Source organism: Paenibacillus sp. J22P59, from assembly GCF_059383895.1.
Genome location: NZ_JBXENX010000003.1, coordinates 251,284 through 265,065, shown reverse-complemented (window position 1 = coordinate 265,065; position 13,782 = coordinate 251,284). Strand labels below are relative to the sequence as shown.

General features: G+C 46.1%; 14 protein-coding genes. All 14 read right to left on the bottom strand.

The genetic code is table 11. The annotated features are described in order from the left end of the window. Positions 1 to 4: 4 nt before the first annotated feature. The gene (locus tag AC50YO_RS06520) at positions 5 to 277 is read right to left on the bottom strand and encodes a YggT family protein (RefSeq protein ID WP_494845303.1); all 273 of its coding nucleotides are present in this window, start codon (positions 275 to 277) and stop codon (positions 5 to 7) included. Between the two features lie 8 nt (positions 278 to 285). Further along, positions 286 to 744, bottom strand: a complete 459-nt coding sequence (locus AC50YO_RS06515) for a cell division protein SepF (RefSeq protein WP_494844687.1) — start codon at positions 742 to 744, stop codon at positions 286 to 288. A 3-nt stretch (positions 745 to 747) separates the two neighbouring features. Beyond that, entirely contained in the window at positions 748 to 1,464 is a 717-nt protein-coding gene (locus AC50YO_RS06510) for a YggS family pyridoxal phosphate-dependent enzyme (protein ID WP_494844684.1), read from the bottom strand. Positions 1,465 to 1,474: 10 nt separating this feature from the next. Further along, positions 1,475 to 2,332, bottom strand: a complete 858-nt coding sequence (pgeF, locus tag AC50YO_RS06505) for a peptidoglycan editing factor PgeF (RefSeq protein ID WP_494844681.1) — start codon at positions 2,330 to 2,332, stop codon at positions 1,475 to 1,477. Positions 2,333 to 2,365: 33 nt separating this feature from the next. Next, positions 2,366 to 2,644, bottom strand: a complete 279-nt coding sequence (locus tag AC50YO_RS06500) for a YlmC/YmxH family sporulation protein (protein ID WP_494844678.1) — start codon at positions 2,642 to 2,644, stop codon at positions 2,366 to 2,368. Between the two features lie 348 nt (positions 2,645 to 2,992). After that, positions 2,993 to 4,471: a stalk domain-containing protein gene (locus tag AC50YO_RS06495; protein ID WP_494844675.1), complete on the bottom strand. Its 1,479-nt coding sequence runs from the start codon at positions 4,469 to 4,471 to the stop codon at positions 2,993 to 2,995. A gap of 119 nt (positions 4,472 to 4,590) precedes the next feature. Then, positions 4,591 to 5,373, bottom strand: coding sequence for an RNA polymerase sporulation sigma factor SigG (gene sigG / locus AC50YO_RS06490; RefSeq protein ID WP_494844673.1), 783 nt, complete (start codon positions 5,371 to 5,373; stop codon positions 4,591 to 4,593). A gap of 103 nt (positions 5,374 to 5,476) precedes the next feature. Further along, positions 5,477 to 6,199, bottom strand: coding sequence for an RNA polymerase sporulation sigma factor SigE (sigE, locus tag AC50YO_RS06485; RefSeq protein ID WP_494844671.1), 723 nt, complete (start codon positions 6,197 to 6,199; stop codon positions 5,477 to 5,479). A 47-nt stretch (positions 6,200 to 6,246) separates the two neighbouring features. After that, positions 6,247 to 7,170 (bottom strand): sigma-E processing peptidase SpoIIGA, encoded by a 924-nt coding sequence (gene spoIIGA, locus AC50YO_RS06480; RefSeq protein WP_494844669.1) that lies wholly within the window; start codon positions 7,168 to 7,170, stop codon positions 6,247 to 6,249. Between the two features lie 750 nt (positions 7,171 to 7,920). After that, complete coding sequence (gene ftsZ, locus AC50YO_RS06475; protein WP_494844666.1) at positions 7,921 to 9,045, bottom strand: cell division protein FtsZ; 1,125 nt, start codon at positions 9,043 to 9,045, stop codon at positions 7,921 to 7,923. 17 nt (positions 9,046 to 9,062) lie between these two features. Continuing rightward, positions 9,063 to 10,304 (bottom strand): cell division protein FtsA, encoded by a 1,242-nt coding sequence (gene ftsA, locus AC50YO_RS06470; protein WP_494844664.1) that lies wholly within the window; start codon positions 10,302 to 10,304, stop codon positions 9,063 to 9,065. Between the two features lie 246 nt (positions 10,305 to 10,550). Beyond that, entirely contained in the window at positions 10,551 to 11,300 is a 750-nt protein-coding gene (locus AC50YO_RS06465) for a cell division protein FtsQ/DivIB (RefSeq protein ID WP_494844662.1), read from the bottom strand. Positions 11,301 to 11,387: 87 nt separating this feature from the next. Next, entirely contained in the window at positions 11,388 to 12,656 is a 1,269-nt protein-coding gene (gene murA, locus AC50YO_RS06460; protein ID WP_494844658.1) for a UDP-N-acetylglucosamine 1-carboxyvinyltransferase, read from the bottom strand. A 15-nt stretch (positions 12,657 to 12,671) separates the two neighbouring features. Then, complete coding sequence (murB, locus tag AC50YO_RS06455) at positions 12,672 to 13,577, bottom strand: UDP-N-acetylmuramate dehydrogenase (RefSeq protein WP_494844656.1); 906 nt, start codon at positions 13,575 to 13,577, stop codon at positions 12,672 to 12,674. Between the last annotated feature and the right edge of the window lie 205 nt (positions 13,578 to 13,782).

The window sequence follows — 13,782 nt, the reverse complement described above, 5'->3', positions numbered from 1 at the left end:
TCCTTTAGAACAAATTAACTATAAAACTAATGACGGCATATACACCCATCCCGATGAACCGCAAAGCAAATATAGCGACGATAGGCGAGATATCGAGCATCCCTCCAATAGGCGGTATAAATCTGCGGAAGATGCCGAGGTACGGCTCTACCACTTTGCCAAGTGCAACACCGATAAAGCTCTCACGTGCGTTGGGCAGCCATGACAGCAGCACATAGCCAATGATCAAAAAGCTGTACACATTTTGAATAGACATAATTAAGTTATAGAGACTCAATTCAAAGGTCACCTCATCTTATTGTAATCGTTATCCTCTGCCAGCATTTCTGTAATGGACCCTTGAATTTCGACCGAATCAGGTGTACACAGAAAGATGTTCGGACCCAGCTTCGAAATATTGCCGTTTAAAGCGTACACCGTACCGCTCAAAAAATCAACGATACGAACAGCAAGATCATTACGCACACGCTGCAAATTCACGACAACCGCACGACGTGAACGCAAATGATCCGCGATATCCTGCGCTTCGTCATAAGAACGCGGCTCGCTAAGTACAACACGAGCGTTTTTCTGTGAGTGAATGCTGACGACATTGTTTCCCTTTGTACTTTTACGTGACTCAAAGGGAGAAGTTTCAGTCATTTCCTGTTCATGCTCATCGGTTTGCACTATTCTTTCACGCTCGATAATCTCTTCTTCCTCTTGAAGACCGAGAAAATTCATAAATTTGTTCATAACGCTCATTGCTCATCCCTCTTTTCCAACAAGTATCGTACCAAGTCTGATCCATGTTGCTCCCTCTTCAATCGCCACTTCAAAGTCACCTGACATTCCCATCGACAGCTCCGTCATCGGCTTGTCCAGCAATAACCGATTATTAAGCTCATCTCTTAGTTCCCGCAATCGGCGGAAAATAGGTCTTGTCTGCTCAGCCTCGGTCTCATAGGGAGCCATTGTCATTAAACCAATCGGTTGTATGGAAGCTAAACCCTGCAATTCAGTTACAAAAGAATGCAGCTGCTCCGGCTCAATTCCATGCTTGGAATCCTCGCCAGAGACGTTCACTTGAATAAAACACGGGACCTTTATTCCGAGCTGTGATGCACGCTTGTCAATCGCTTGAGCAAGCGACATACGATCAAGTGAGTGAATGTATGTAAATTTCCCTATGACGTCTTTAACCTTATTCGTTTGAAGCGAACCGATAAAATGCCACACAGCCTGTTCACTTTCTTGATCAGCCTCTGCTGCACTTATCGCCTCCCACTTCGCCTGCGCATCCTGCCATCTATTTTCCCCTAGCTGACGCAAGCCTTGTCTATAAGCGGCAAGCGTTGTATCCAAGGATACATATTTCGTAACCGCAATGACATGAATGTCCTCCCGGCTTCGCCCGCTTCGCAGACATGCTGCTGCTATGCGACTTTCTACGTCTTCTATACGATCTTTAAGCGTCGTTGTCATTGAATGTAAGTCACCTCTCCCGGATACCGATCCAGCTGGCCATCCGGCCGGTCAAGCCGCCGCCTTCCATACGATGGGAAAAGAATAAATCCCGTCTACAGCCAGTGCACCACTCAGTCAATTCGATATGAATCGGCAAAATTCCTGCTTTTAACATGATATATCGGTTAATTTCTTTCAAGTTTACCATAGCTTTGCCGTTTTCCACCATTCTGATTAGTGAATCAGGCGATGCTGATTGCCCAATAAGAATAGATTTGACAAGCGGCTCCAACTGTTCAATGACCCGATTATCCACCTCATAGCAGCAATCGCCAATGGAAGGCCCTATAGCGCCCAGCACCGCTTCCGGCCTTGTGCCGTAGCTCTGTGTCATAGCTTCTATCGTACGGGCTGCAATCTGCTGTGCGGTCCCTTTCCAGCCCGCATGAGCCAATGCTACTGCTTCATGCTCAGGATCATAGAAATAGAGGGGCACACAATCCGCATAAAAAGAAGCTAGCAGCACACCAGGAACATTGGTCATAATCGCATCCGAATCGGCAATCGCTGATGCTCTCGACGACCGTCCTTTACCTCGATCCGCAGCGGTAACCTCATACACGCTATTGCCGTGCACCTGCTCTGCGCAGGTCCATGCCTCGAATGGCCATCCTATTGATTCAGCAACCAGCCTGCGATTGCTTATAACCGCTTCATCCTTATCCCCCACGTGAATCCCTACATTAAGGCTTGCCCATGGCGCCTCGCTCACTCCGCCGTCTCTACCCGTGAATCCTGCTGTCAGTCGTTCATCCTTATCTACCCATGAAGACAATAAAAAAAGCGAAGGTCCCTTCGCCGAATCCATTGATTTGAATGCTTCCATCTCGGTTCTCACCTCTGTATGCAGTTTACCTCGTTAAGAGCGAGCGTGCAAATCTTCTTCTTCCGGACGCTGCTTCGTTTCGTCTAAACGAACGAGCACAACATCGGTTCCAATCTTCACAATGTTACGCCAAGGAATGACCACTTCCGTCCCGCCCCCTCCAAACACACCAAGAAACCTGGTAAATTGCGGGATAACTATAGAGTCGATTCTTCCTTGCCTGAGATCGAGCTCCAAATCGCTAATATGTCCGAGTTTTTTTCCATCGACAATATTGATTACGTCCTTCGATTGAAAATCAGATATTTTCACTTTCGCTTCACCACTTTTCCAGCGGGATGAATGTCCTATTGCCTTTCTTTATTTATATGTGGCATATGCCCAAAATGTCCTCCCGACCGCAAAAATACAAGAAAAAGTAAGCTCATCATCTCTAGGCAAAATTTTGGAGGCCTATCATTTCAATAGTGATTGTTCTAGTTTAAACTCGCTTTACTTCCTAACCTGCTTCTGAATCAATAGGGAAAAAATGCCGTAAATCTGTGAGTAAGCAATTAACGAAAAGAGCAGCTTCAAATCCACTATATTTGTGGATTTGAAGCTGCTTTTTAACTTGGGGCTCTCTAAACACTTATGGGACAGCCCACATTTTATTCAGCTTTATTTCTCAAGCAAGCTTGACTGGTTTCGTACTTTCTCCATATCAACATTCAGACCCTCAAAAATAATTCCCACCTTGTACTGCTCTTGATCATTTTCTGTGGGCGAATACGTATAAATCATCTCAAATCCGATATTCTCAATCACTGAGAATGCATGGTAAGACATCTGATTTGATCCATGAGCAAGCTTAGCTAAAAAGCTCGCATTAGCATAATTATTCAGCCAGCCAACTGTACTTACTGCTGGCTCAACAATGATTGCGCCATTGGCCTTGTAAGCGGCAATGCGTATATCTGCCCATTTCCACATGTCCTTAACCGGATAAAGCTTCATGGTTAACTCCGCTTTTCCGTTCGTTAAATGCGGGTACGATACGCTGTCATCTGCCTCCCATCCTTCTGGAAGCTTCGCCGTCAGACCGTATTCCTCATTCACAATCGTTATAGACTTGAAAGCCACGTCGTAATCGAATAGGCTTGAATCTTTTTGATCATAAGAGGTTTGAAAAGCTCGGATTAAGGCCTGGGCATTACGGTCCCTTTCCTTGGAGCGATAGCCATTGCCATCATTGGATTGCTGGACACTCACCCAGTACGTTCGCCCGCCCGATTGAATGCCCCAGTTTTGCGAATAGCTGGTTCCCCACGGCCCGTCTCTCCACTTGGTCGAATAATAGGCATACGTTTTGGACTGCTGTTTGTCTATCCTGCTATCCATCAAGGATTGTCTCTGGTCGATCTTTTTAACCTGCTCATTCAGCAGCTGCTTCGGGGTTTTCTTCACCTTATCTTCTGTTACAGAGATAGATAAGGTATATCCGAATATGCGTTGAGTACCGTAAAATCCCTTGAAAACGAGAGTCTTATCTGATTCAGATACAGATAGCAGCTGAAGCCCGACCGGGGCTTGCATCGACCATTGGTTAGCTTTGCTGCCAATTCGTTTGGAGGCTTCTGTAACAGGCTGCTCCACTGTCTTCACACTAAATTGCTTCTTCTTGGCATCATAGCTTAGCTGCCCGCCAAAGGCTTGCACGAAATCGCGAAGCGGCACCATCGCTGAGCCATTATTCAATGCTGGCGCTGCCGTCAGCTCCATATTTTTTATTTTGCCTAATTGCGTAGTTTTAGCTGCTTTCTTCCCTACCGTGAAGCTCAATGTAAAGGGCTGATAATACATCGTTAGAAGGGAATAATTATTATTCGTCTTTTGCTGCTCTAAATGAAACAATTTAATAAGAGCGTAAAGGGAAACCATCGTTACCCCGCTCTTCTCATAGGCAGGCTGTACCGACAAGGGATTGCCATTAATGTAGACCTTATTGCTTCCAAGCTTAAACGTCGCTTCCGCCTGCAGAGCAATTTCCTTAGCTTCTTGCTTCCCAGCTGCTGCTGCTTGTTGTACAGCCGATAATACAAGGGTTATAGCCAGTACGACAGCAATAAATCTTCGCATCTCCAACCACGCTATCCTCATCCTTTCATCCCTTCCTCTTTGATTACTATAAAATTAAACGCCAGTCACCTACATAAAGTTTCTAAAATTTTCTATATTATTTTCAGCCAAACAACAAAAAACGGTGCCCGAAGGCACCGTTACGTTTTGACATGCTTTTGCATTTGTTGAATAGCTGACTTCTCAAGCCTGGACACCTGCGCCTGTGAGATGCCGATTTCATCAGCAACCTCCATCTGGGTTTTCCCCTCGAAGAAACGCATCGACAAAATCATCTTTTCTCGATCATTGAGCTTATGCATAGCTTCTCGCAACGCAATCTCTTCAATCCACGAGACATCTTTGTTTCTGTCGTCACTGATTTGATCCATTACATAGATCGGATCTCCGCCATCATGATAAATCGGTTCAAATAAGGAGACCGGATCTTGAATAGCGTCAAGTGCGAAGACAACATCTTCCTTCGGTACGTTCAATACCTCAGAGATTTCAAATATTGTCGGTTCGCGAGAATTTTGATTCGTTAAGCTGTCCCGCACCTGCAGCGCTTTATAAGCAATGTCCCGCAAGCTCCGCGATACGCGTATCGGGTTGTTGTCACGTAAGTAACGGCGAATTTCCCCGATAATCATCGGTACGGCATAGGTAGAGAATTTAACATTTTGGCCAAGGTCGAAATTATCGATCGCCTTCATAAGTCCGATGCAGCCGACTTGGAATAAATCGTCTACAAATTCTCCCCTATTGTTAAACCGCTGTATGACGCTAAGTACAAGCCTCAAGTTGCCGTTTACTAATTTCTCTCTGGCTGCCCATTCATTGCGGGTTTGCAACGCGGTGAACAGCTCCCGCATTTCGATGTTGGTCAGGACAGGCAGTTTTGCGGTATCCACTCCACAGATCTCGACTTTATTTCGGGTCAACGTGATTACCTCCCAAGGAGAAACATTAATGTACATTATCTCCTTGAGACCCGTTTTTATTCCTCCGCTTCCAACCTTAAGAAACCCGATTGGAGTGCTGGAGTTAGACCATTTTATTAAATTCCTTGCGTAAACGCTTAATAATTCGCTTCTCCAGCCGTGAAATATAGGACTGAGAAATTCCGAGTAAATCAGCTACATCCTTCTGTGTTTTTTCTTCTCCGTCTGCCAAACCGAATCGAAGCTCCATAATAATTCGCTCACGCTCCGACAGCTTATCTAATGCCTTATGCAAAAGCTTGCGGTCGACCTGCTCCTCAATATTGCGGTAAATCGTATCATTTTCTGTGCCCAGTACATCAGACAACAGCAGCTCATTGCCATCCCAATCAATGTTAAGCGGCTCATCAAAGGACACCTCTGTCCGCGTTTTGCTGTTGCGGCGCAAATACATCAATATTTCGTTCTCAATACACCTGGAGGCATATGTAGCAAGCTTTATTTTTTTCTCTGGATCAAATGTATTAACCGCTTTAATAAGTCCAATTGCACCAATCGATACCAAGTCTTCAATATGAATGCCCGTATTCTCGAACTTGCGGGCAATATATACGACTAAGCGCAGATTGCGCTCAATCAGCATGGCACGAATAGCCGTATCGCCCGAAGGCAGCTTATCCAGCAAATACTCTTCTTCTTCGCGGGTCAGGGGCGGCGGAAGCGCCTCGCTGCCACCAATGTAATAAATCTGTTCGCTTTTTAATCCGAATAAAAATAAAACGCGATAATAGTATAACTGCAGGACCAATTTCCAATTGACGAGCATCCGGCCCATCCCTCCCCAAAATGATTTGCAATTCATGGGTTATCTAATCATTGGTTGTTCTGAACAAGAGATGGATGAATAATCGCTTGATAAGTACTGTCTGACGCGAGCTTGCCTCCATCTATGCCGACAAGCACCTTCCGAGTCACATAGACTTGCCCCTCCCGCTCTACTTGAACGGAATCCGGCTTCAGTGCCAGCATGAACTGTGACCCGCGGTTTATGCCTCGATATGGGACCAGACGCAGCCGATCCTGCCAAATGAACTCCTCCTCTAACAAGCCTGCTACCAGTCGATCAACCTGCCCTTCTCTAATACTCTGCAGCCAAGATTCTGGCAGCACCTCCTGCCAGACGGAGGCTTCCACGACCATAACGGGTATGCGAGTTAAAGGATCGTATAGCTGATTGCCGGTATCAATCAAGCCTGTACACTTATGCTCGCTTTCACCAATACGAATGACAACCTCGGCAAGATGAGTTTGCACCAGCTCCCTTTCTCTTCTCTGAGTCAGCACAGCACGGTATATATACAGTCCGATGGAAAAAGTTGCTAACAAGTAAACAAAGCCCATCTTAAGCTCAACCTGCATGCCGCCATTAATAAAGGTGATCGTTCTCCATACTTTTCCTGAGCCTTGCATAAGCAAATAATAAATGCCTATAATAGCCCCCGCAGCCACAAAATTAATCGTATAAAAAGCAGCAATATTCCGGAGATAATGCTGGATGGACGCAAAGCCGAATGCCACCCAAAGCATCAATAGGGATACCCCTATTTTTACAAGAAACGTAAATAATACAGTAAGCGGAGGAAACAGCATCAGAATGACATAGCAGGCGCCAATTGCAGCAGCAGCAAGTACACGCCAGGGACGTGCTCTTATATTCCGAGCCCAAGCGGTTGTTAGCAACAAGCTGCCGTCAACTAGCAATTCTCTTAGAAATAAGACATCGACATAGATAGCCAAGGCTTCACCTTCCTGCGGGTTCGATCATCAAGCCGGCTGACGGTACCCGGAAAAGTTCGATTGACACTAGTATATTCAAATCCTATTTCAAAGTCTGTCTAATCATGACGGACTGACCTATCTTTTTTTGTCGAGTTGGATAAAATAAAGCGGCAAAGAAAGCCAAAGTATAACAGGAAAGCAAGCAAAGTTTGTGTCCAGAGGATCTTTCATTAACGAGGGTTTGTTTAATTAAAGGATGCCCCTGAAGCCTATGGCTGTTGGGACTTCCTTTTTGTGCGTCACTGTTGAGACGCTAATTGCGCTATTCAATTACATAATTATTTAAATAGCAGTGTAGTATTTTTATTCTAGGAAGGAACAGCATTCTCTATTTGGTGAATCCCTTTACAATGCCCTACTCTATATAGCGGCAAAAAAATGGGACAGTGAAGCTAGGTTCACTAGTGAGAAACTAAGCTTCTCGACTAGAAACCTTAGTGACGTTAAACCTCGATCAGGCTTGCAGAGTAATCCTTTTAGCGAAAATATCCTTATTACGTAGAGAAAATGCTTCACTAACAAGCAGGTGAGTAAGTTCTACTTCCTAACCTGCTCGCCCACCAATGGGTAAAAAAATGTCCAAGAACCTTTATGAGTAGGCCCCTATCGAGACAGACATGGTTCTATAAAAAAAGAAGCCTCAAATCCATTTCACTTGTGGATTTGAAGCTTCTTTTAATTTGGGACTCTTTATGTGACAGTCCCTATTTAACGGTCACTGCGCGGACGGTTGCGCAAGAATGCTGGAATTTCAAGCTGATCGCTAGAAGGGCTGCTGCCAAATGGCTTCACGTTAGAAGGCGATGGCGCTGCAGTTGCAGAAGGATTTGTACGTGCTTCTGGCTCTGCTTGAGGCTGACGGCGAATCGCCGCAGAAGGCTTATGTTCAAAGCCGGTAGCAATAACCGTTACTTTGATCTCATCCTTCAAATCCTCATCAATAATTGCACCGAAGATCATGTTCACTTCTGGATCAGAAGCCGAAATAACAATCTCTGCAGCTTCATTCACTTCATAGAGTGACAAGTTGCTGCCGCCAGTGATATTCATAATGACACCGCGAGCGCCATCAATAGAGGTTTCAAGCAGTGGGCTCATAATTGCTTTTTTAGCGGCTTCCGCTGCACGGTTCTCGCCAGTAGCAATACCAATACCCATTAACGCTGAACCACGCTCAGTCATAATCGTCTTTACATCTGCAAAGTCAAGGTTGATTAGACCTGGAACAGCGATCAAATCGGAGATACCTTGAACGGCTTGACGCAATACGTTATCCGCTTCGCGGAAAGCTTCGAGCATCGGGGTCTTCTTATCAACGATCTCAAGCAAGCGATCGTTTGGAATGACGATGAGGGTGTCGACCTTCTCTTTCAGTGCTTCAATACCGATCTCAGCATGGGCAGAGCGTTTGCGTCCCTCGAAAGTAAATGGACGAGTTACAACACCTACAGTTAGTGCTCCGCATTCTCTTGCAATTTCTGCAATGACAGGAGCCGCACCTGTACCTGTACCGCCGCCCATACCAGCAGTTACGAATACCATATCCGCACCCTTCAGCTGGTTGATGACAAGCTCGCGAGATTCTTCCGCCGCTTTCTTGCCAACCTCAGGGTTCGCACCCGCACCTAAACCGCGTGTCAGCTTATCGCCGATCTGCAGCTTGTGCTCCGACTTAGCCAAATGCAAGGCTTGCGCATCCGTATTCACTGTAATAAAATCGACGCCTTTGACGCCGTTCTCAATCATCCTGTTAACGGCATTGCTACCGCCGCCACCCACACCAATTACTTTAATCTGTGCAAGCTGCTCTATATCCAAATCGAACTCCAACATCTGTCATTTTCCCCCGATCAAATAAATTCATTAAACATATTTTTTATCCGTTCGAACATACCGGGTTTGGATGAAGCGGTGGAACCCGTCTTACGACCAGCAGGTTTCTTCACTGAACTTACTCCGCGTATTCCCATATATTTCGATACATATTGAATCATTCCTACACCGCTGCTAAATGCAGGATCCCGAACGCCGATATAATCAGGCAGTGCAATACGCACGGTAGATTCAAGCTCTGCTTGTGCTAATGCAAGTGTACCAGGCATCGTTACCGAGCCGCCAGTAAGGACGTAGCCATTTACCTTTTCCCCATAGCCCAGTCGACGAACCTCTTGCTTCACAAGCTGGAATATTTCTTGCATGCGAGGTTCAATAATGCTAGCCAGATCAACCTGAGAGAATTCCTTCTCCACATTGCTGCCCATCCGCATAACCTTGAATTTCACATCTTCGGCTGCATCACTGACAAACGAGCAACCGTATTTCAGTTTGATTTTCTCAGCTTGCTCGCCTTGGGTGCGCAAGCCGTATGCAATATCATTCGTCACGTATTCCCCGCCAATTGGCAACGTTGAGATGGCTGCCAATCCGCCTTGATCAAATATAGCAATCGTACAAGAACCTGCTCCTATGTCTGTCAGAACCGTTCCCATTGATTTCTCATCCTTGGTCAGGGACATCACACCGGAAGCGAGCGACATCAGGATTACGCCCGATATACGAAGATCAGCCTTCTCTACACAACGCATTAAATTATGTATCGCCGTCTTTGCTCCAGTCACAATAGTAGACTCAACTTCCAGACGAACGCCAATCATTCCTCGCGGATCCGAGATCCCTTCCAAGCCGTCTACCAAATACTGCTTAGGCACCAAGTTAATGATTTCACGCTCAGGCGGCAGAGCAACTACTTTAGCTGCTTGCAGCACCCGTTCTATATCTTCCTCACCTATTTCACGATCCTCATTGGATACGGCAACGACGCCATGATTCGTCTGCAGAGCAATATGATTGCCTTGTATGCCGACGTATACTTCTGATATTTGAATGCCGACCATTCTCTCCGCATGCTCAACAGCATTGCGAATGGATTGGACAGTCTGGTCAATATCTACAATAGCTCCTTTGCGAATACCCTCCGAGTCGGCAGATCCAACTCCAATAATATTAATGGCTCCATTCGTCACTTCACCAATAATAACGCGAACCTTGGATGTACCGATGTCCAAACTAACGATGATGTCGTTGCTGCTCAACCCGCGGCACCTCCATTTCAAATAGAAAATTATAGAACACAAATAAGATTACTTAATAAACGTCTTTCTACATATTCAACGTACTTGATATTTTCCCTCTTTTTTCAACAAAAAAATCATCTATTTAAGTCGCTTGATAATACTGGAAGGAAGTTTTGAGGGATCTTTCAGTGCCCGGCTAAGCCTGCCACAATAAATCCATGCCTAAAATTCTACCATTCTTTCAAGCTATTGAGTAGTCTCTTTTTATTCAGATTCCATATTTTCTGTTGAACTTCCATCAAATGAAACATACGTATCTGCAAGAAGCATCGTTATTTTCCCTGGTTCCTGTGTTTCTACCACCGCATTAAGAGCATCTATCTTATTCGAAAGCAAGGAAACGCTCGTGACAACCTCAAATTTCGTTCTTGTATATATTTTGATACGATCGGGATAGGCCTTCGATGGGTAAGGAATGATCTCAGATAGATCCGATAATTGTTTGCTTGATATAAGTCCGAGCTGCTTCGCCAGTTCCGTACGCTGGGCATCTCCCGGCTTCCAGCCTGAGAGGATTGGCTTGTCTACCAATTCTTCTGTCCCTTGTGCGGTTACGCTTGTTCCATTAGACATAATGGCAGCCAATTCCCCATTGCTGGTTAATTCAAAAGCTACTACAGGAAACTCTTTAACCGTTATTTTCACAACACCGGGAAAAGTTTTGACCACTTTAACTTCATCAATTGGTTTCAATGCGCGAATACGATTCTCAATCTTTTCGGTCATCGCGCCGAAGAAGGCATCGCCGGTAGCAATATCAGCAGCTTGCTGAATCTCTTCCTTCTTCGCATATTCTGCGCCTTCTATCTTAATTGTTGTAATCTTGCTAATAGAAGAGTTAAAAAACAGTACAGATAATAGAACAGCAAATAACAGAACAAGGATAACAAGCAGCTTGCGGCTGCCTTTCCTTTTGCCATTTGGTTCTTTTAGTACCGGCATTGACGCATTCATAACTTGTCCCTTCTTTCCCCAAAAACATCCGGTCCCCCTTCATGGCGGGAGCCGGGAGTCTCTCTATACAGCTGCGGATCTTAACGGTCAATTTTTGGGCACGGGTGAGTGGCGTGATATTCGAGCACCTAACCGACTCAACATAGCCTCTATCCGATCGTAACCACGATCAATATGATGGATCTGCTCAACCACTGTCTTGCCTTGGGCAGCCAGGCCAGCAATAACTAATGCCGCTCCCGCCCGAAGGTCAGTTGCTTCCACCGTTGCGCCATAGAGCCTTGGAACTCCTCGAATGAAAGCCGCATTGAGATCAACGCGAATATCTGCCCCCATCCTTGAAAGTTCATCCACATGCTTGAAACGGCCCTCAAAGATCGTCTCCTTCATAATGCTGACTCCGTCAGCCAGAGCGAGCAATACCATAACTTGTGACTGTAAGTCGGTTGGAAAAGCAGGGTACGGAGATGTAACAACCCTCTCTACTGCTTTGGCCCTCGTCGTCCCACTGACTTTTATTATATCACCGTCTATGATAATTTGAACACCAGCACGACGCAGTACATGTATTAATGAGGATAAATGTGTAGGATGCGTATTTAGCAGCGTAACTTGCCCTCTTGTTGCCGCTGCTGCAACCATAATGGTACCAGCTACGATTCGATCAGGAATAACCTTGTATCGGCATGGTGTAAGTGACTGTACCCCATCAATAGTGATCGTATCGGTTCCGGCACCTATTATTTTTGCACCCATCGCATTAAGAAACCGTTGCAAATCCTGAATCTCCGGCTCGCGCGCAGCATTGCTGATCGTTGTTCGACCCTCTGCAAGCACAGCAGCCATCATAATGTTCTCCGTAGCGCCTACGCTTGGAAAGGCCAGATGAATATCTGCACCGCGCAAACGATCTGCCCGACAAATAATCCGATTGCCGATCTCCTCAATGCTGGCGCCCAGTGCTTGCAGCCCCTCTAAGTGAAGATCAATTTTTCGTTCACCGATTGCGCAACCGCCCGGCTGGTACACTTGTGTTTCTCCGAATCTTGCAAGTAATGGCCCCATCAAAAAGATAGAAGAGCGCATCTGTCCCATTAACGATTCCGGCACATGAGAGAGATGTGTGGTGTCTGTATTCAGAACAACCGTATCCCCCGTGTGCTCGGCGCGGCATCCTAATTCGCGCAAAATGTTAAGCATGACATCGATATCCAGCAATTTCGGCACACCATCAATAATCGTTGTGCCTTCCGCCAGCAGACTGGCAGCCAATATCGGCAAAGCGGCATTTTTCGCTCCTTGGATAACAATGGATCCTGAGAGAGGTTTCCCGCCTTCAATCACCAATTTGTCCAATGTATCACCTCCGAATTACCGCTCACCCACCACCAATACTTCCGGCACTAATCGAATTCCGAAACGGTCCTCCACCGTGCCTTGAATGTGGGACATGAGGGTGAGAACATCTTCAGCTGTCGCTTGCCCAGTGTTAATGATGAAGTTGGCATGAAGCTCCGAAACCTGAGCGCCTCCGACACGAACGCCTTTTAATCCTGCCTCTTGAACAAGCCTTGCCGCAAAGTCATTCGGCGGATTACGGAAGACGCTGCCTGCACATGCGAGCTGCAGGGGCTGAGTACGAAGCCTGCGTGCTTTATGAGCAGCCATAGCAGCTGCAATCTCCTTGGCATCTCCAGTTGCAAGCTCGAACACGGCCTCTACAACCATACCCTTCTTCTCGTGAAGGATAGAATGACGATAGGAGAATTGCATATCATCCCGTTCGAATCGAACCAACTCACCTGTATCCAGTACAATGTCAGCTGATCTAAAAATACGTGACACATCCGATCCATGTGCGCCTGCGTTCATATAGACAGCTCCACCTACCGCGCCAGGAATCCCCCCTGCGAATTCAAGACCGGTCAGCCCCTGTTTGCCAGCCATTACAGCCAGTTTAATGAACGAATAGGATGCACCCGCATACACGAGTGTCCCGTCAAAGCGTACATAGTCAAGCCCGTCACGCGGTTTGATCACAACTCCGCGAATCCCTTTATCACTCACCAGCATATTTGATCCACGGCCAAGATTGGTCCACGGAATTTGATGCTTATGAAGCAATCGGATGGCCGACACGAGTTGGTCTTTGCCGTCTGGAATAAGCAGGATATCAGCGGGACCGCCTATCTTCCATGTGGTATGATTCGCTAGCGGCTCATTGATTAACAACTGACCGACTCCCGCTTGCTCTAGCTCTGCGATAATATGTTTCATTCTGTCGTACCTCCTTATGCCATCAAGATGAGGATATAGCGGATTCACAGTACAGTTTGGGTTCCAATCCTATTTGCTGGTCGATTCCCTTACTGCGTTGTGCAACAACCGGCCCTTCCGGGTGACGGTCACGATTTATAGAGTATCTTATGCCCTCTACAGCATGAGTGTGACAATCGCCTATATCATCACCTTGATGAATACC